Origin of the sequence: Paenibacillus pasadenensis (assembly GCF_002864175.1) — a bacterium.
Lineage (GTDB): Bacteria > Bacillota > Bacilli > Paenibacillales > Paenibacillaceae > Paenibacillus_O > Paenibacillus_O pasadenensis.
In genome coordinates this window covers 193048-212374 of the sequence record NZ_NFEZ01000003.1, presented here as the reverse complement: position 1 = coordinate 212374, position 19327 = coordinate 193048, and the positions used below count along the sequence as shown (strand labels likewise).

At 68.7% G+C, this 19327-nt stretch carries 14 protein-coding genes; 9 read left to right on the top strand and 5 right to left on the bottom strand.

All coding sequences use genetic code 11. From position 1 onward, the window contains the following. Positions 1 to 13: 13 nt before the first annotated feature. Together B8V81_RS04715 and B8V81_RS04710 are read left to right on the top strand one after the other, a co-directional pair. Positions 14 to 1519 carry an iron-containing alcohol dehydrogenase gene (locus tag B8V81_RS04715; RefSeq protein WP_101807866.1) on the top strand — a complete coding sequence of 502 codons (1506 nt, stop codon included), beginning with the start codon at positions 14 to 16 and terminating at the stop codon, positions 1517 to 1519. A gap of 463 nt (positions 1520 to 1982) precedes the next feature. Further along, the gene (locus B8V81_RS04710) at positions 1983 to 4040 is read left to right on the top strand and encodes a DUF2339 domain-containing protein (RefSeq protein ID WP_101807865.1); all 2058 of its coding nucleotides are present in this window, start codon (positions 1983 to 1985) and stop codon (positions 4038 to 4040) included. Between the two features lie 550 nt (positions 4041 to 4590). Here the strand turns inward: B8V81_RS04710 and B8V81_RS04705 are convergent. From B8V81_RS04705 to B8V81_RS04685, 5 genes are all read right to left on the bottom strand, one after another. Continuing rightward, positions 4591 to 5130, bottom strand: coding sequence for a methylated-DNA--[protein]-cysteine S-methyltransferase (locus tag B8V81_RS04705; RefSeq protein WP_028597210.1), 540 nt, complete (start codon positions 5128 to 5130; stop codon positions 4591 to 4593). After that, positions 5127 to 5753 (bottom strand): Ada metal-binding domain-containing protein, encoded by a 627-nt coding sequence (locus tag B8V81_RS04700; protein ID WP_180968379.1) that lies wholly within the window; start codon positions 5751 to 5753, stop codon positions 5127 to 5129. The genes B8V81_RS04705 and B8V81_RS04700 overlap by 4 nt, the downstream gene beginning before the upstream one ends. 138 nt (positions 5754 to 5891) lie before the next feature. Further along, entirely contained in the window at positions 5892 to 8441 is a 2550-nt protein-coding gene (locus B8V81_RS04695) for a DsrE/DsrF/DrsH-like family protein (RefSeq protein WP_101807863.1), read from the bottom strand. Then, a complete protein-coding gene (locus B8V81_RS04690; protein ID WP_028597208.1) occupies positions 8438 to 8731 on the bottom strand; it encodes an ArsR/SmtB family transcription factor in 294 nt (97 codons plus the stop codon). Before B8V81_RS04690 ends, B8V81_RS04695 begins: the two co-directional genes overlap by 4 nt. A 207-nt stretch (positions 8732 to 8938) precedes the next feature. Next, complete coding sequence (locus tag B8V81_RS04685; protein ID WP_028597207.1) at positions 8939 to 9334, bottom strand: SET domain-containing protein; 396 nt, start codon at positions 9332 to 9334, stop codon at positions 8939 to 8941. Positions 9335 to 9613: 279 nt separating this feature from the next. On the opposite strand from B8V81_RS04685, the gene B8V81_RS04680 reads away from it, so the two are divergent. The 7 genes from B8V81_RS04680 to B8V81_RS04650 all read left to right on the top strand — a co-directional run bounded on the left by B8V81_RS04680 (position 9614) and on the right by B8V81_RS04650 (position 19313). Continuing rightward, positions 9614 to 10255, top strand: coding sequence for a C40 family peptidase (locus B8V81_RS04680; protein WP_052332883.1), 642 nt, complete (start codon positions 9614 to 9616; stop codon positions 10253 to 10255). Beyond that, complete coding sequence (locus B8V81_RS04675; protein ID WP_101807862.1) at positions 10227 to 12467, top strand: ATP-binding protein; 2241 nt, start codon at positions 10227 to 10229, stop codon at positions 12465 to 12467. The genes B8V81_RS04680 and B8V81_RS04675 overlap by 29 nt, the downstream gene beginning before the upstream one ends. 14 nt (positions 12468 to 12481) lie before the next feature. Then, complete coding sequence (locus B8V81_RS04670) at positions 12482 to 13891, top strand: ATP-binding response regulator (protein ID WP_180968378.1); 1410 nt, start codon at positions 12482 to 12484, stop codon at positions 13889 to 13891. Beyond that, complete coding sequence (locus B8V81_RS25950; RefSeq protein ID WP_101807860.1) at positions 13888 to 14802, top strand: response regulator transcription factor; 915 nt, start codon at positions 13888 to 13890, stop codon at positions 14800 to 14802. Before B8V81_RS04670 ends, B8V81_RS25950 begins: the two co-directional genes overlap by 4 nt. A 988-nt stretch (positions 14803 to 15790) precedes the next feature. Continuing rightward, positions 15791 to 16438 carry a DUF1906 domain-containing protein gene (locus B8V81_RS04660; RefSeq protein WP_101807859.1) on the top strand — a complete coding sequence of 216 codons (648 nt, stop codon included), beginning with the start codon at positions 15791 to 15793 and terminating at the stop codon, positions 16436 to 16438. A 6-nt stretch (positions 16439 to 16444) separates the two neighbouring features. Further along, positions 16445 to 17671, top strand: coding sequence for a hypothetical protein (locus B8V81_RS04655; RefSeq protein ID WP_101807858.1), 1227 nt, complete (start codon positions 16445 to 16447; stop codon positions 17669 to 17671). A gap of 76 nt (positions 17672 to 17747) precedes the next feature. Continuing rightward, positions 17748 to 19313: a hypothetical protein gene (locus B8V81_RS04650; RefSeq protein WP_101807857.1), complete on the top strand. Its 1566-nt coding sequence runs from the start codon at positions 17748 to 17750 to the stop codon at positions 19311 to 19313. Positions 19314 to 19327 lie beyond the last annotated feature (14 nt).

Genomic DNA, 19327 nt, shown 5'->3' with positions numbered 1-19327 from the left:
GGCGGGTGCGGTCATGAGCGATCTGAGGGAAAGCTTCCGCCGCCAGGCGGAGGCGCTTGGATTGGAGGAGCGGCTGCAGGCATGCCCGCTGCCGGAGCCGATCCTTGTCGAGGCGGACGCGCTGGAGCGGGTGCCGGCCTATATCGCGGGCCAAGGCTGGCGCAAGGCGGCGATCGCCTGCGACGAGCGGACGGCCGCCGCGGCGGGCCGGCGGCTGCAGCGGCTGCTTGAGCAGGCGGGCATCGACGCTTTTGTCGCCGTCATAGCGGCGGATGCCGCCGGGGACGTCGTCGCCGACGAGGCGTCGCTCATGGAGCTGCTGCTCGCGGCCAAGCCGGCGGGAGCGGACGTGCTGTTCGCGGCCGGAGCGGGCACGATCCACGACCTGACCCGCTTCGCCGCTTATGCGCTCGGCATTCCGTTCGTCAGCGTGCCGACCGCGGCTTCGGTCGACGGCTTCACCTCGCTCGGCGCGCCGCTGCTGCTGCGCGGCGTCAAGACGACGGTCGCGGCCGTCGGCCCGGCGGCCGTGTTCGCCGAGACCGGGCTGCTGCAGGCCGCGCCGGCTCCGCTGACCGCCGCCGGCTTCGGCGACATGCTCGGCAAGCTGACGTCGCTCGCCGACTGGCGGATCGAGCATCTGCTGTCGGGCGGCGCGCAGGGCGGCTGGAGCGCAGGCGTGGCGGCGCTGACCGACAGCGCGCTGCGGCGAAGCATCGAGCAAGCGGATCGCTTGCGAGGCGGCGAGGCCGCCGGTGGCGCGCAGGCGAAGCAGGGCGGAGCGGTTGTGAGCGGCCAAGCGGAGGCTGGGCAGGACGGAGCCGTCGATGGCGCGCAGGCGGAGGCCGAGCGGGGCGGAGCGGCATCCGGCGTCGAGACGCTCGCCGAGGCGCTGATCGAATCGGGCCTCGCGATGCTGCTGCTCGGCGCGTCCCATCCGGCGTCCGGCGCGGAGCATCATCTGTCCCACTACTGGGAAATGGAGCTTCACCGCGCAGGCGCGCGGCCGCTGCTGCACGGCGCGAAGGTGGGCGTCGCATGCGCGATCATCGCCGACTATTACCGCGCCATCGTCGCCGCTGCTTCGGGCAAGGACGGAGGGGCAGGCAGCGGCGAGGCAGCTGCTGCGGCAGCGGGCACAGGGCGGGCTGCGGGAGTGGATGCAGAGGCGAGGCCGGGAGCGGCCGAAGGGGCTGAGCCGGCATCGCCGCCAAGCCGTAAGTCCGAGCTGGCTGCTTCAACGTACGCCAGCCTGCCTCCCGTGTCGGCGGAGGCGGCGTCGCGCGTCGCCGCCGCGGCAGGTCCGGCCTGGAGCGAGATCGAGCGGATCGTCGGCTCGCTGCCTTCCGGCGAGCGGATTCGGGAGCTGCTCGCTCTGGCGGGCGGACCGGGAAGCCCGACCGAGCTCGGCCTGAGCGACGCCCAGGTCGAGCGGGCGCTGCTCGAGGCCGACCGGGTGCGCCCGGGCCGGCTCACGCTGCTCCGCGCTTACAACGAGGAGCTTCGCAAGCTCGGCTGAGTCGTGTCTGCATGCTCCGAAGAAAGCCGATATTGCCGAAATTTTCGATCCCTGCAAGGAACGTAGGCGATGGCGTACGGGGGTACGTCAAGCCTGCGTGACGAAGCAGGAGGCGAAAAGGCCGTGACGCGATGCCTCGGAGCGGGTTTGCAAGCACGCTCTTAGGCTGGAAGCTGCAGAGCCAGCGATGAGGCGGCCGAGCCGGAATCGCTTGGCGGCAGGATGATCCCCAAGCATCGCGGCTTTCTGCGGAGGCTGTCCTAGAGGTCAGAGTCATTGACCGAGGGACAGCCTCTTTTTTTTGCAGCTGGAATCGGCCGGCTCACGAAATGGCTGCGAGCCATGCGCAGCAGGCAGGATGAGGCATGATATCAACAGCCGCCGCATCCCGTCGAAAGCGTTGACAGGCGATGGAAGGCATTGCCATAATAGGACGACCATGCGATGCGGAAGGGGGACGCCGATGAATCAGGAAACGATGGAGGCGCGGGTCGCGCGGCTCGAGGAAGAAGTGCGGGAGCTCCGGCGTCAGCTGTACCGATACGGGCGGCTGCTTCAGGACGGGGGGCCGCTGCAGGCAGAGGCGCAACCGCCAAGCAGCCAGCTGCAGGCAGAGGAGCATTCCGGGGCGCGTCCGTCAGGAAGCCACCTGCAGGCGGCGCCTCCGCCAGGCAGCCAGCAGATAGGGGCGCATCCGCCGGGCAGCGGCCAGCAGACAGGGGCGCATCCGCCGGGCAGCGGCCAGCAGACAGGGGCGCATCCGCCGGGCAGCGGCCAGCAGACAGGGACGCATTCGCTTGCCGGGCCCAATCAGGCCGCTTCGCCTCCGCAGGCTGGCCATCTTGAAGCTCATTCGAAAGAAGGACCGCTCGCGGGAGCTCCATGGGCCGGCCAGAGCTCGGCCGCAGGCGCGGCAGAGCCGCCGCTGGCGGCAGGGCATCCGGCTGCCGGCTGGAGCGGAGCGTCTGCGCATTCGGGCGCCGAAGGGCGGCCGGGCCAGCCAGGGGCGGCCGGAGCCGGAGCGGGAGCGAATTCGCCGCGGCCGCCGGTGGATTGGGAGCGCCAGATCGGCCAGATATGGCTGCCGCGGATTTTCATCGTCGTCCTGCTGATCGGCGTGCTGTGGGGCTTCTTGGCCGCGGCGAGCGCGGGCTACATCACGCCGGCGATCCGCTGCTGGATCGGGCTGGCCGCCTCGGCGGCGATGTTCGGGCTGGGCGTCCGCTGGATGCAGCAGGATCGGCGAGCGCTGGCGCAGACGCTGCTTGGCGGCGCGAACGGAGTGCTCGTGCTGACGCTTTTCGCCGCCCACATGCTGTACGGCTTCATCGGCCCGGCAGCGGCCTTCGCCCTGTACGTCGCCGCCGTGCTGCTGTTCGTCGGCTGCTCGCTGCGCTACCGGTCGCAGGCGCTCATGCTGGCGGCCGGAGTCGCCGGCGCGCTCGTGCCGTTCCTCGTCGACTCGGTCGCTCCGAGCCTGCCGCTGTTCATCGGCTACGAGGCGGCGTTTGCTGGCGCGGCGCTGCTGCTCAGCTACCGATTCGGCTTCCGGATCGCCTATGTGCTGTCGTATGTGCTGCTTTTGCCGCCGATGCTGTTCGGAGGGGTCAGCGCGGACGAACCTGGCGAGCGCTGGCTCGTGCTGGGCGCGCTGCTGCTGCATTATGGGCTGCAGCTCGGACTGTCGCTGCGGGATGCGGAGTTCGCCAAGCGGCCGGAGCGGCAAGGGCTGCTGCTCGCTTCGTTCGCGCTGAACGCGGCCTGGCTGCATGAGCTGGCCGGACCGTCCGGCTACCGCTGGACGATCGCCGCGCTGTCGCTGCTGCTGGCTGGAGCCGCCTTCGGCTTCCGTTCTCTGGACAAGGACCGGATGCGCCTCTACGCGGCCGCCTCGACGCTGGGCTGGGTGCTTTTGGCCTTCGACGCCGCCTCGTACCGCTACCTCGGTCCGGTGCTGCTCGCGCAGGGCGTCGCATCGCTGTATCTAGGCCTCCGGCTGTCCTCCTGGATGCAAAAAACAGCGGCTGCCGCCACGCTGTTCCTCGGCGTCGGCCTCGTGCTGAACGCCCCGATCCGCGAGGCATGGTCGGAGGAGACGTTCGGCTGGCTCGCGCTGCTCGCCGCTTGGGCGGCCATGTACTTCCTGCTGCGGCCGCTGCGCCACAAGGAGCTGCCGGGCGGTCCCGGACCGCTGCTGCTCTGGAGCGGGGGGATGCTCGTGCTCGTGTTCCTCACGCAGCTGACGCTCGTGCTCGCCGAGACGCTCGATCCGGACCGCCGCTCGCTCGTCCTGTCCGCCGTCTGGGTCGCGTATGCGGTCGCGCTGTTCGCCATCGGCCTGCTGGCGCATAAGTCCAAGGTGCGAGCCGCCGGCATCGTGCTGCTGTTCCTGACGCTGATCAAGGTCATCTTCGTCGATCTGCCTGGCGTCTCGACGGCCGTGCGGGCGGTGCTGTTCATCGGTCTCGGCGTCGTCGGCATCCTCGCGTCGCGGCTGCTCTACCGCAAGCAGCAGGAGTAGCGGGCGGGATCGGTCGGAGCCGCAGGGACGGAGGCTTCGTTCAGTCGGAGAATCCTTCACGGTGAAATTGGCGCTAGGACTCTCCTTAACGGCAAAATTGTCGTTAAGAAGCCCCGCAGATGATGAATGGCTCTCCTTAGCGGCAAAATTGTCGTTAGGAAGCCCCGCAGCTGAGGAACGGCTCTCTTTAGCGGTAAAAATGGCACTGGAGAGCCGCGCCAGTCGGCTGCTGGGACAGCTCGAAGAAGTCCTATTTCGTAAAAAAGCGTCCAGCCCCTGGAATGGGGCTGGACGCTTTTTGCCTGTCGAGGACGGCATGTCGCGGCGAAGCCGCCTCAAACGCTTCGCCGCCGACTCTCTGCCGCGGCGCTGCCAACGGGCGCCGGCTCGTTCATCGCTGCCGCGCCGTCGCCGCACCGCCGCCAATGTTCACCGGCTCGCTCCACGACGCCGCTGCGCCGCCAACGTTCACCGGCTCGCTCCACGCCGCGCCGTAGCCGTGAGCCGGCTCGCTCCACGCCGCAGCCGCCGCCAGCGAAATCCAGCTCGCTCAGCGCTCCGCGGAGAGCCGCAGCCGGACGGAGCTTTCCAGCTCCAGCAGCCGGCGCTTCATCTCCAGCCCGCCTCGGTAGCCCGTCAGCGTGCCGCCGGAGCCGACGACGCGATGGCAGGGCACCGGCATGAGCACCGGATTCGCCCCGATCGCCGCGCCGACGGCGCGCGCCGCCGACGGACGGCCGATCGCCTCGGCGATCTGGGCGTACGTCCGCGTCTCGCCGTACGGAATCCGCCGCAGCTCGTCCCATACGGTCCGCTGGAATGCGGTGCCGCCGAGCGACAGCGGCAGCCGGAACTCGCGGCTCGCTCCGCTCAGCAAAGCGGCGAGCTCGTCCAGATAGGGCTGGAGGACGCGGTCCGACCGCTCCAGCGCCGCGCCTGGCCGGCGGGCCGCCGCCCACTCGGCCAGCTCCTCGAACGGCGCGTCCTGCGATCCGCAGAACGCGAAGCCGTCCGCATCCGCCGCGGCATGCAGCCGCCAGCCGTCCTTTTCCAGCACGCTCCAGTACAGCCTGTTCTCTTCTGCGCTCATTCGGCCTTGCCTCCCTCGGCATCTCGGTTTCCGCCTGTCCGGCGGCGGTACTCGGCGGGCGTGCAGCCCGCTTCCTGGCGAAACAAAGCGATGAAACGGCTCGCGGAAGGGATGCCGCATTCCTTGGCGACGGCCCCCGCGGTCAGCTCCGTATCGTCCAGCAGCCGCTTGGCCCGCGCGATCCGCTCGCGGCGGATGTACTGCTGCGGCGTCAAGCCCGTCGCCCGCTTGAAGCGGCGATGCAGATGCCAGGGCGACAGGCAGGCGGCGTCCGCCAGCTCGCCGAGGGACAGTCCGGCGCGCAGCCGCTCGGCGATCAGTCCCTCCATCTCGGACAGCCAGGCCTCGTCGGGCTTGGCGGCCTTTTCCGGCTCGCAGCGCTTGCAGGATCGGAAGCCGGCGGCCATCGCCTGCTCCGGCGTCCGGAACACGAGCGTGCGGTCGCGCCGCGGCTCGCGGGAGCGGCAGGACGGCCGGCAAAAGATGCCGGTCGAGCGCACGGCGTACCAGAACGCTCCGTCCGCCGACGCGTCGCAGCCGGTGATGGCCGTCCATTCGACGTCCGACGGGAGCTCGCCGCCAAGCAAGGCTCCGGCCGGGCCGGAGCGGGTCGTTCGCTTCATGCGAGTCACCTCCATGACGCCAGTATACCCTTTTTCAGGCGCTTGCGGGCGCATCGGAGGATGAAACCGCAAGAATGGAGCATGGGGCGGGCAGGCGGCCTTTTTCCAGGCCCTTCTGTCCGCCCCATGCGGTTTCGGCTAGATGAACAGATTGATGCCCGACTGGTCCGCCTTGCCGAGGTAATAGCCGACGCCGCCGACTTTGATGCCGTCGATCAGCTCCTCGCGCTTCAGCCCCATGACGTCCATCGACATCGAGCAGGCGACGATCTCGACGCCCTGGTCGAGCGCCGTCTGGATGAGCTCCTCCAGGGAGGAGATGCCGCTGCCCTTCATGACGCCGCGGATCATCTTGGCTCCGAGGCCGCCCATGTTCATGCGGGACATGCCGAGCCGCGTGCTGCCGCGCGGCATCATCAGGCCGAACATCTTGCCGACGAGGCCTTTGTCCGCCTGTACGCGCTCCGGCTTGCGGATGATGTTGAGCCCCCAGAAGGTGAAGAACAGCGTCACCTTCTTGCCGCTCGAGGCGGCGCCGTTGGCGATGATGAAGGAGGCGATCGCCTTGTCGAGGTCGCCGCTGAAGACGACGAGCGTACTGCCCTCGGGCGTGGCGGGAGCGGCTGCCGGAGCGGCGGACGCTGCGGCGCCTGCCGCTGCGGACGGCGACGCCTGTGCGCCGGCTGCCGGCCGCTTGCGCAGCAGCGCCTCGAAGCGGCCGCCTGCCGCGCGGCCGGACTGCAGCAGCTCCGCTCCGTACATGCGGGCCCATGCGCCGACATCCTCGCCGAAGCCGGGATCGGTCGCCTGCACGCGCAGCACTTGGCCGGGCTCGAGCGCGTCCATGCGCCGCTTGACCTCGACGAGCGGGCCGGGGCAGGAGAGGCCGCAGGCGTCGAGCGTCGCGTCCGGCTCCGGGGAGCCACCATCGCCGACGGCCTTGCCGCCGGGGCTGTCCGGAGCTTCCGCCGTCGCCGCGATCGGCATCGCAGCCGGAGCTTGGCGGCTTGCTTCCGCGGCTTTTTCGCTCATCCGCTTCGCCGCCTCGAACAGTCGGTACGTCTTGAAGCCGCCGCTCAGGTTGCGCGTCCGGTAGCCGTGCTGGGCGAGGATGCGGGAGGCGGTGTAGCCGCGCATGCCGACCTGGCAGTACACCCAGATCTCGCGGTCCGGATCGAGCTCGGCGAGGCGCTCCCGCAGCTCGTCGACCGGCACCAGCAGCGAGCCCGGAATGTGGCCGGCCTCATGCTCCATGACCGAGCGGACGTCCACGAGCAGCGTCGCGGACTCGTCGCGCTCCGCCAGCTCCGGCGCATGGAAGACCGGCATCCGTCCGGCGAGGATGTTCTCCGCCGTGTAGCCGGCCATGTTGACCGGGTCCTTGGCGGAGGAGTAAGGCGGCGCATAGGCGAGCTCCAGCTCCGCCAGATCGTGGACGGTGCCGCCGAGCCGCAGCGCGGCCGCGATCGAGTCGATGCGCTTGTCGACGCCGTCCGCTCCGACCGCCTGCGCGCCGAGGATAGCGCCGTCCGGGGCGAACAGCAGCTTGAGCGCCATCGGCGCGGCATTTGGATAATAGCCGGCGTGGGAGGCGGGATGCACGTACGTCGCTTCGTACGGGACGCCTTGCTCGCGCAGCGTCTTTTCGCTGCGGCCGGTCGCCGCTCCGGTCAAGCCGAACACCTTGATGATCGACGTGCCCTGCGCGCCCTTGTACGTCGACGGCAGGCCGCAGATCGCATCGGCGGCGATGCGGCCCTGCTTGTTCGCGGGGCCGGCGAGCGGCACGGCCGACGGGCGGCCGCTGCCCAACTCGCGGACGAGCACGGCGTCGCCGACGGCGTAGACGCCCTCCGCGCTCGCGCGCATCGACTCGTCGACAAGGATGTGGCCGCGCTCGCCGAGCGCAATGCCGCTGCCCTGAAGGAAAGCGGTGTCCGGCTCGACGCCGACCGCCAGCACGACAAGCTCGGAGCGGACGAGGCCGCCTCCGGCGAGCTCGGTCTCGACGGCGCCTCCGGCGAGCTCGCGTAACGCCTTGGCCGTCTCATGCAGCAGGACGCGCACGCCTGCGCGCTCCAGCTCGGCTTGGAGCATCGAGGCGAGCTCGGGATCGAACGGGGCGAGGATTTGGCCGGAGCTTTGCACGAGCGTCACGTCAAGTCCGGCCTCGCGCAGGTTCTCGGCCATCTCGACGCCGATGAAGCCGCCGCCGACGACGAGCGCGGAGCGCGTGCCTTGGCGGTCGACGAGCGACTTGATGCGGTCGGTGTCCGCCAGGTTGCGCAGCGTCGTCACCGCGCCGAGGCGGGCGCCCGGCACGGACGGCACGATCGGCTTCGCGCCGGGAGAAAGCAGCAGGGCGTCATACGTCTCCTCGTACGTCTGTCCCTCGCGGGTGCGCACGGTGACCGTGCGGACCGCCGAATTGACGGCGACGACCTCGCTGCGGACGCGGATGTCCAGCCGGTAGCGGGCGGTCATCGCCTCCGGCGTCTGGACGAGCAGGCGGGAGCGGTCCTGGATCGAGCCGCCGATGTAGTAGGGCAGGCCGCAGTTGGCAAAGGAAATATGGTCGTCGCGCTCGAACAGGACGATCTGCGCGTTCTCGTCGAGCCGGCGCAGCCGGGCGGCGGCCGAAGCGCCTCCGGCGACGCCGCCGACGATCAGAATTTTTTTGCGGGTCATGATGGGGTCTCCTCCTTGAGCAGGATGCCGGCGAGCTGCTTCACGCGCTCGTCGGCGATCGTATAGTGGACTTCGAGGCCGCTGCGGGACGTCTGCACGATGCCCGCGGCGCGGAGCTTCTGCAGATGCTGGGAGACGGTCGATTGGGGCAGGCCGAGGCAGTCCTGCATGAAGCTGACGTTGCAGGAGCCTTTGGCGAGCAAGCCGTTCACGATGCAGAGCCGCACGGGATGGGCGAGCGCCTTCAGCAGCTCCGCCGCCTCCTCGAACGCTCGGCTGTCGGTGTTCATGGGCGGATCTTCCTTTCGGGAAAAAGAATCGTTATAACTTAATATTACGATATATGGATGGAAAGGGCAAGCGAGGCCGCGGGCAAGGGAAAACTTGCCGCGTCCGCAGGCGCCAGACTGCATCGGGCTGGGCTCGCGCCCGCGCCGAGCGATCCGAGCGGAGCAAGGGCAAAAACGCCCCTGCTGGCCGCGCCTCTTACGTCCGGCTCACTTCTCCTCCGGCTCGTCGTTTTCGGTGAACCAGAGCGGGTCGTCGCAATCCGGCTCGCCGTTGTAGTTGATCATGATCTCCTCGCCCGCCGCGATGTCGCGATAGGCGTAGAACTCGACGGTCAGCTGCTCGAAGTTCAGCTCGTACACCGCGTTCGGCTCGTAGGAGTGGTTGAACAGGCTTCCGTATCCCAGCACGAGCGCGCCGTGGTTGGCCCCGAAGTTGAACACGTAGTCCTCGAGGATCGTCTGCTCGATCAGCTCATGCTCCTCGTTCGGGTATGTGACGACCGGAGCCTCGTGGAACAGCGTTCCTTTGGCGATGTCGCGGGTCGCGAAGACGCCTCGGGTGAATTCGCCCGTCGTATTCGGGGATTGGCGCACTTCCAGCATAGAGCGGCTCACCTTCCTCTTCTTTGGAATGAATATCTCAGTTTAACCCGCCCCCGCGAAAACGGCAAACCATGCCTTTAGTCTCCTGCCTGAAGCAGCGCTTTCATGGTAAAATTGGATTGCGCTTCCTGCGCGAGGACCTTCGCGTCCGCACGGCCTGTTTTTCCGCCAGCCGCACCTGCTCACACGACACGAGGCGGCACTCGGATGAACGGGCTTTTTGACGATGCGGCGCGCCTGCGGACGGCAGCGACATGGGTGATGGGGAGAGGGATGGCAATGGCTCTGCAATCGGCTTGGACGGAATGGGAACGCACGCTTCAGACGGGGGACCTGGTGTTTTTTCACGGCATTTTCCTCGAATCGGAGGAGATCGAGATCATCAGCCGCTCGGAATGGTCGCATGTCGGCATGGTCGTAAGGCTGCCCGGCTTCGATGAGGCGCTGCTGTGGGAGTCGACGACGACCGAGACGCTCGAGGACGTCGAGCAGCATCGCATCAAGACCGGACCGATGCTCGTGCGGCTGCGCGAGCGCATCGCGACCGACGAGGCGGACCGGTACGATTCGCGGTACGCGTTCCGGCAGCTGCAGGGAGACAGGCCGGCGGACACGCTGGACAAGTTCCAGGCGTTCGTCGAGGAGGTGCATGACGCGTCGTTCCCGAGCCTGACGAAGATGGCCGAGGAGCTGCTCGCGGGGAGCTGGGATTGCCAGGCGGATGAAAAGACGTTCTTCTGCAGCGAGCTGGTGGCGGAAACCTACATGCGCCTCGGCTGGATGGAGCGCGGGCATCCGTCGAATTATTATACGCCCAAGCTGCTGGCCAAGAGCCAGGACCTGCCGCTCGCCGCCGGGCTTGTGCTCGCCCGCGAGCTGAGGTATTTGAAGGATGCCGAAATTCCGACCGTCCAGCCGTAAGCGATGGCGGCTCCTGCCGGCCGCGCTGCTGCTGCTGACGATCGGGGGGGCGGCGGCCTGGACGCTGCTGGTGCCGGATAGCGGCGGGGAGCAGGCGCCTGCGGCGACGGCGGGAAAAATCGACCTGACCGGCCAGCCGTTCGACGAGGCGATCGCGCTGCGCGGACAGTGGGAGTTCTACCCCGGCCGGCTGCTGGAGCCCGCCAGCTGGGATGCCGGTGCCGGAGCGCCGCCGCAGCCGGCCGGCTACATGGACGTGCCCGGCTACTGGAACAGGCAGCCGATCGACGGACGGACCTATCCGCTGGAGGGCTGCGCGACGCTGCGTCTGACGGCGCTTTTGCCGGAGGAGCTGCCGCTGCTCGCCGTCAAGCTCGGCAATACGTTCACCTCGTACCGGCTGTGGGCGGACGGCCGCGAGACCGCGTCGGCCGGCGTCGTCGCCTGCTCGCGGGAGGAGGCGGTGCCGCGCCAGATCGTGCAGGTGGCGCCGCTGGAGAGAGGAGACGGGCCGGAGCTGGAGCTCGTGCTGCAGCTGTCCAACTACGACTACTATAAAAGCGGCTTCCAGCGAAGCCCGCTGATCGGCACGGAAGCGCAGCTCGAAGCGGCGTATCGCCGCGACGCGGCCGTCTCCTGGTTCGCCTTCGGAGCCTGCGGCATCATCGCGTTTTACCATCTGCTCGTATTCGCCGTGCGGCGGCGCCATCTCGCTTCGCTGTATGTCGGCTCGTTCTCGCTGCTCATGTCCGTGCGGACGCTGCTGGTGAACGACCGCCTTGTCTATACGATCTTTCCCGAGCTGGACTGGCAATGGTTCGCCAAAGCGCTCTACCTCATCTTCTACCTCGGCCTGCTGCTGCTGACCCGGATGCTGCGGGAGCTGTATCCGGCGTTCGTCGGACGCCGGCTCGTCCGCGCCTCCGACGCCGTCGGCGGCCTGGGAGCGCTGCTATGCCTGCTGACGGAGCAGCGGGTGTACGAGCATGCGCTGCTGCCGGCGGAGCTTTACGCCTGCTTCGTCATGGCGTACGGGGCCGGCGCGATCGCCGTGGCCGTCGCCCGGGGCGAGCGGGGGGCGCTGCTGTTCCTTTGCGGCTTCGCCGTCCTCGCCGCTACGATCATCCACGACTTCTTCTACATGGCGGACCTGACGCGGGCGGCCTCGCTCGCTCCGCTCGGCTTCCTGGCGTTCTCTCTCTTCCAGTCGGTTCTGCTCGCCCGCCAGTACGCCGGCTCGTTCGCCGAGGCCGAGCAGCTGGCGCGGCGGCTGCTGGCGATGGACCGGCTCAAGGACGAGTGGAGCCAGACGCTCGAGCAGCGGGTGCAGGAGCGGACGGCGGAGCTGCAGGAGGCGATGGGACGGCTGGAGTCGGCGCAGCGGCAGCTCGTGCAGGCCGAAAAGATGGCCTCGCTCGGAAGTCTCGTCGCCGGCGTCGCCCATGAGATCAACACGCCGATCGGCATCGGCGTCACCGCGTCGAGCCATCTCGCCCAGCGCGCCGAGCGGCTGCGGCAGCTGTACGCCTCCGGGCAGATGAAGCGGACCGAGCTCGAGCGGTTCCTGGCCGAAAGCTCGGAGTCGGCGTCCATCCTGCTGTCGAACCTGCAGCGCACCGAGCAGCTCGTGCGCAGCTTCAAGCAGGTCGCCGCCGGCCAGGCGAGCGAACTGCCCCAGCGGTTCGAGGCCAAGCAGGCGGCGCTCGACGTGCTGATCAGCCTCAGCCCTCTGCTGCGGGAATCCGGCGTCCGGCTGGACGTGCGGGTCGAGGCGGAGGAGGGGCTGGAGACGACGGGATATGTAGGGGCTTTTTATCAGATCCTGACCAACCTGCTCGTCAACTCCGTCACGCATGCGTATCCGGAGGGCGGCTCCGGCATCGTCGCGATCACCATCTCGCGGCTGCGGGAGCGGGCGGGGCTCTATGTGGAATTCGAGGACGACGGCGTCGGCATGGAGCCGGAGCTGGCCGCGCGGATCTTCGATCCGTTCGTGACGACGCGTCGGGGCCGCGGAGGAACCGGGCTCGGCCTCAGCCTCGTGTACAGCCTCGTCGCGACGACCTGGGGGGGAGCGGTCCGCATCTGGAGCGAGCCCGGACGCGGCGCGCGCTTCGAGCTGGAGCTGCCCGAGGCGGCGGAGGAGACGGGCGAGGAGCAGGCGCACGAACGGAGGGACGGCGGGCAGGCGCAGGCAAGGAATCGGTCATGAAGGAGGAGCAGAGGATGGAGGAAGAGGAGATCGGCTTCGCGCCGGAGGAGGAGCCGGCGGCCGAAGACGGCTCCGGCTGGAAGTTCCTGATCGTCGACGACGATCCGGACATCCACCGCGTCACCCGGCTCGTGCTCGGGCCGGAGACGTTCGAGGGACGGCCGCTCGTTTTTTACAGCGCCTACAGCGCGGCGGAAGCGCTGGAGCTGCTGCGCGGGCATGCCGACTTCGCGGTCGTGCTGCTGGATGTCGTCATGGAGACGGAGGATGCCGGACTGCGGCTGGCGAGATCGATCCGGGAAGAGCTCGGCAATGCGCTTGTCCGCATCGTGCTGCGCACCGGGCAGCCGGGCCAGGCTCCCGAGTCGGACGTCATCCGCAGCTATGACATCAACGACTATCGCGAAAAGACGGAGCTGACCAGCTCGAAGCTGTTCAGCACCGTCTACGCCTCGGTCCGCGCCTACCGCGCGGCCGTGGAGCTGTCCCGCTCGCAGTCGCGGCTCGAGGAGGCGGTCCGCCGCCGCACGCAGGAGCTGGAGGAGCGCGGCCGGCAGCTGGAGGCGTCCATCCGCTCGGCCTACGAGGCGATGGCCGAGGTGGCCGTGCTGGAGGAGCGGGGGCGGATCGCCCGCGAGATCCATCACAGCGTCGGCCATACGATGACGGCGGCGATCGTGCAGCTGGAGGCGGCGCGGCGGCTGCTTGCCGCCGGCGAGGGCGACGAGGCCGAGGCCAAGGTGGAGATCGCCCGCCAGCTCGCGCGCAAGGGGCTGGAGGAGATCCGCGGCTCGGTGCGCGCGATCGCCGCGGACAGCTCGGTGCGGCGGTCGGCGGGCGAGGAGCTGGAGCAGGTGGCCCGGGAAGCCGAGTGGGCGAGCGGCGTCCGGGTGGAAGCAAGCTTCGGCGGCTTGCCTCCGCTCAGCTGGTACCAGGCGCGGCTGCTGCGGGATATTTTGCGGGAAGGGCTCACCAACGGCATCCGCCATGGCGGAGCGCAGCGCTTCGCCTGCCGGGCGGAGGTGGAGCCGTCCGCCGAGGGCGGGCGGCGGATCGCGCTGTCGCTCTGGAACGACGGCCGCTGGAGCGGCGACGCGGAGCCCGGCTTCGGGCTGCGCGCCCTGCAGGGGCAGCTCGCCGAAGCCGGCGGCAGCCTGACGCTCGCCGCGTCCGCGCGCGGCGGCGCGGAGCTGCGGGCCGCGCTGCCGCTGCCGCGAGAGGCGGCCGCGGCCGCATCGGCGGAGGAGACGGCCAGCGGGGCAAGGTTGCGGACCGTGCTGCCGTTGAGCCGCGAGCCGGAGGCGGCGACAGCGCTCGCTGATGGGGCGGCTCCCTCCGAGGCAGGAGAAGCGTGCGACGGAGCGGCGGCCAGCGAGCGTGCGGATCGTTCCGAACCGCGTTCGCCAGGAGGCGGGACGCCATGAGTCCGCTGCGCATCGTCATCGCCGACGACCAGGCGCTCATGCGCGACGGCCTGCAGACGATCGTGCGGCTCGAGCCCGACATGGAAGTCGTCGGTCTGGCGGCGGACGGAGCGGAGGCGCTGGAGCGGGTCCGCGAGCTGGAGCCGGACGTGCTGCTACTCGACATCCAGATGCCCCGCATGGGCGGCATCGAGTGCGCTCGGAGGCTCGCCGAAGAAGGCTCGCCCACCGTCGTGCTGCTGCTGTCCACATTCCTCGACGACGGCTACGTCCGGGACGGGCTCGCGGCGGGCGCATGCGGCTATCTGCTGAAGGACATGGACGCCCCGCAGCTGCTCGACGCGATCCGCGACGCCGCCAAAGGCCGGCTCGTCATGCCGGCCGCCGTCGCCTCCAACGTCGCCGCGCAGCTGCGTCGGCTCGCGGAGGAGGCGGCGCCAGCTGCAGCCGCAGGCGCAGGATGTCGAGCGGATGAAGGATATCGAGCGGGTGAAGGCGCAGGATGCCGAGCGGGTGCTGGCGCAGGTCAAGCAGCGGAAGCTGGTCGAGCGGGAGCAGCAGGCGCTGGGCAGCTGCGGGAAGCTGGTCGAGCGGGAGCAGGCCAGGGGCGATCCGTAGAAGCATGGCGTTCGGGAGGACCCGGTTCGGGACCGCGCGCCACCGCGAGCTCCGGCCATCGCACGGGCGTCGGCAGGCTGCCGGGCACGCCTGCGGGAGCAGCATGGGGGTTTACCGAGCGTGAGCTGGAGGTGGCGCGCCATATACGCAGCGGCTTGTCCAACAAGCAGATCGCGGCTGCCATGTTCATGAACGAAGGTACAATTCGCAACTATGCCAGCGTCATCTACAGCAAGCTCGGCGTCGGCGACCGCACGGCGGCCGTACTGCTTCTGCGCGAAGTCGAGCTGTAACGTCAAAGATGTCCCTCTATCATCCTCTGCGGATGACAGGGGGACATTTTTTTAGCGGCGCAGGCAGCACGTGCCGGCTTCAACTGCATGGTGACTGGAAGCGAGATCCAGCAGCCCGATAAAATCGGGTTGCAGGCGCATGGAAGCTCCGAACGCAGGCTGTAGCCTGAAAAAATCGGGTTGCAGGCGCATGGAAGCTCCGAACGCAGGCTGCAGCCTGAAAAAATCGGGTTGCCAGTGCATGGAAGCTCCGAACGCAGGCTGTAGCCTGAAAAAATCGGGTTGCAGAGGAAACCACCTAGCTGAGTCGATTACACGAACAGAATTACGCGGAAAAACCGAGCAGCTCGGGCGTGCGGGGACGAAACGGGCGGAATTGCGCGGAAAAACCGAGCAGCTCGGGCGTTCGGGGACGAAACGGACGGAGTTACGCGGAAAAACCGAGCAGCTCGGGCGTGCGGGAACGAAACGGACGGAATTACGCGGAAAAACCGAGTAACTGGTCGCTGTGCTGTCCTAGGAGACGTTCGAGTGTGCGGGGCAACTGCTCGCCAGCTCGAAAATCGAGTTACTCAGGAACGAGGAAGCGCAGCATGATGGCGGTGTGGGCGAAAAGCTGGAGCGGAGAGGATCGACCCTCTTGGAGAAGCGGAGCGGTTCCCTTGAAGGCCGGATTCCTTCCGTTTCGGAAAGGGAGATCAGAGGAATCTGGGCTTCACAGGAATCGGAAAGAGGGTCCATCCGCGGAGCGGCGTTGCAGCAAGCAAAGAGTTCCATCCGCGCAGCGGCAAAGATGCAGGCAGTCGAGGAATTTCATGACGCCCGCCATCTCCGGCCTCCCCGCTCCATGACGCCCGCCATCTCCGGCCTCCCCGGTCCATGACGTCCGTCACCGCATACTCTGACAAAAAACGGCGACGCCCGTCTCTGTCCGAATGACGCGCCGTCCCGGTATAACGGAGACAGGAAGTCGAAAGGAGAGGATAGGATGGCGAAAGGAATCGACACGGCGGTCAACTGCCACTCGCTGGTCAAGGCGATCCACGAGGCGGGCTATGCGTTCGTCGGCCGCTATTACAACCGCAACCGGCCGCAGAAGAATTTGACGAGGGAGGAGGCGGCCGCCCTGAGCGCGGAGGGGCTCTACATCGTCGCGGTGTGGGAGAACGGCTTTCCGACGAGCGCGGCGTACTTCGACTACGAGGCCGGCAAAAAAGACGGCGCCGACGCGGCGGCCTACGCCCGCCGGACGATCGGGCAGCCGGGAGGCACGCCGATTTACTTCACGGTCGACTACGACGCCTCCGAGGCGGACCTGAACGGACCGGTGCGGGACTATATCCGCGGCGTCGTCGAGTCGGTGCAGGCGGAAGGAGCCGAGGCGGCCGGCAAAGGCGGCAAGCCGTACGCGATCGGCATCTACGGTTCGGGCTACAGCTGCAGCCGCATCCGCGCCGAGAATCCGCAGGTCGCCTACGCCTGGCTGGCGGAGTCGCGCGGCTGGCGGGGGCATGAGGCGTTCGCCGGCTGGAATATCCGGCAGCTGCAAAGCACGACCGTCTGCGGCCTATCGGTCGACACGAACGAGTCGAGCGGCGACGGCGGCGGCTTCCGCATCGCCGTGCCGGCCGGGTAGCGGCCGATGGAGCTGACGCTTCGCAAGCCGCCGCGTCCGATCCGCGGCGCCGCGCTGCCGGCGGCGATCGCGCTGCTCGTGCTTGCGCTGGCGCTGCTGCCGCCGCTCGTGACCGCGTACAACCTCACCAAGGCGCCGACGCGGACGCTCATCGCCGAGCTCGATCGGGGCCGGACCGACGGGCTGCCCGTGACGGCCGATGAGCTGAAGGACCGACAGGCAGCCAAAACCGCCGTCGCCCGGCTGCTCGGCCCTCCCCGAGAAATGAGCGCCCCCGCCTTCGGAGCGAATTCGACGGCAAACGGGCTCGGCTCCGGCACGGATCCGTCCGCCGACGCTGCCGCCGACGCTGCCGCTGACGCTGCCGCAGGCGGATCCGCCGGAACGGGCGCCCTGGATGCCGACGCGGTTTCCACGCCCGGCTCCCTGAAAGCGGCGCCCGTTCTCCCGGCCGGCTCCTCGCTGGCCGCTGCCGCCCCTGCTACCGTCGTCGCTGCCGCCCCCGCCCCCGCGCTCGATCCCGAGCGGCTCGCCGAGCTGAAGGAGTCGCTCAGCTCCGGCCAGGGGGCGCTCTGGGCCGGGCACGCGCTGCTGCTGGCGCTGCTGTGCGGACTCGTCAGCAAGCGGCTGACCGGCCGCTATCGCGGGCTGCTCGTGAACGAGCGCAACGTCATGAGCTTGTCCCGCTTCCAGACCGTCGTCTGGACGGTGCTGCTGCTGTCCGCCTACTACACGGCCGCCTCGCTGCGAGCGTACGGCCTGGCGGATCCGACGGCCGCGCTGCAGATCGACATGGACTGGCAGCTGTGGGCGCTCATGGGCATCAGCGTCACCTCGCTCGTCGCCGCGCCCGTCATCCATGCGCAGAAGCAGGACAAGCAGCCGGACCCGGCTGCGGCGGCCAAGCTCGACCCGGAGCAGGTAGCGGCCGGCGACGGCATCCTGCTCGCCAAGCCGCGGTTCCAGGATGCGGCGTGGAACGACCTGTTCCAGGGCGAGGAGCTCAAGACAGCGGGCTACGTCGACCTGGCCAAGCTGCAGCTGTTCTTTTTCACCCTCGTCGGCGCGGCCGCCTACAGCGCGCTGCTGCTCCAGCTGTTCGGCACCGTCCCGGCGGAGGAGCTCGGGCAGCTGCCGACGCTGGGCCAAGGCTTCCTCGCCGTGCTCGGCATCAGCCATGCCGGCTATCTCGCTAGCAAGACCGTCGACCGCACGCAGACGGCGGACGATTGAGAGGCGCCGCAGCGCCATGTCCCTTCAGCCAATCCAATTTCCACCTATCCCCATCCGAAAAGGAGTGCAAAAAACGATGACCGACAGCCGCAACGCCCTGACCGACTTCGACCTGTGCCTGGCGCTCGCCCAGACGAGCCTCGACAGCCAGCTCGGCTACGCCTGGAAAGCCTGGAAAAGACGGCGCCAGCTCGACGAGACGCTGAAGCTGCATCCGCTCAAGAAGGACGGCACGCCGTCCCCGTATGGACTGACGGCGACGCTCGCCCCGCTGCGCGTCGATCTGAACGTGCCGGACGCCAAGCTGGCGCAGGTGAAAGTGACGCTGACGCTGCTGAGCGGCACCGTCACCTATTACGACGAGGACAACGACGAGGCGGCCGAGGCGCCGATCGACAACTGGAGCGTGTCCTTCCTCACCGATCTGGACAAAAAGCCGGTCGATCTCGTAGCGCTGCGCGCGATCGACCCGGCCAGCGCCCAGACGGCGCAGGACGCGATCGACTCCGCCAAGCAGCAGGCCGGCTTGCCGGATGACGTGTTCTCCATCGAATACCTGTTCCTGGAGCTGACGAACGCGAACCTGCTGATGGCCGACAACCACGACGTGAACATCCCGCCGGACGTGCCGCAGGCGGCGCGCGTGAAGGCGCTGTCGCTGCTCGGCGGGCTGCTGCAGTCGGGCGACTCGGACGACTTCCTGCTCGGTACGGTCGTGCGCCGCAACGCGGGCCAGCAGCAGCCCCCGACGTTCGCGCTGACCGACTTCGTGTTCGACGTGCATGCGGTGCCGGAAGCGCCCGCCGCGAGCACGCTCAGCTACCTCGGCGCGCTCGCCGGACGTCCGCTGCCGGCGGACAAGGACGGCGCGCGCGTCGCGCTCCAGGACCGCTGGATCGATCCGGCGATGGTGGACGGCTCCAAAGGGCTCGTCTCCGGCCTGCTCGCGATCCGCAAGGAGGTGTTCGTGGACAACTACCTCATGCCCCAGTTCGCCAAGGCGCTCGGCGGCCTGCAGCCGCAGGCGGACGGCTTGAACCGCCGCTTCCTTCGCGAAGAGACCCAGTCGAACCGCAGCCGCGACATCATCGACCATTTCATCGACCTGACCAAAGGCTTCGAGCTGAACGTGGCGATCCGTCCGGGCAGCGCCTCGATGGACGTCACCGGCCGCGTCTACTGCTCCTTCGTCTATCGCGAGCATACGCTCGGTCCGGCCGGCATGGAGACGGCCAAGCTCGACGCCGCCGGCGAAGCCCCGATCACGGGCAGCGTCGCCCTCTCGACGCCGGGAGGCACGAGCGCGTTCCGGCTCGATCCGCAGCTCGACTATTCGTTCGGCGACTTCCATACGACCCGCAATGAAGCGAGCGGCTTCGGCAAGGTCGAGGAGGCGTTCTCGGAAATTCCGAAGCTGCTCGGCATCACGGGCGGCACGCTGCTGGAAATCATGACCCATGCCGCCAGCGACATCGTCGGCGAGCTGGAGTCCGGCCTCCGGCAGGCGTTCTCGCAGCTCGAGCTCGACCTGTCGCAGCACAGCTTCGTGCCGCCGGGCGGAGGCGTGTTCGCCTTCCAGAACTTCCGGTTCTCCGGCGCGACGGGCGACCTGCTGCTGGACGCGATCTACAAGGCGCCTTGAGGCGCGACCTTAGA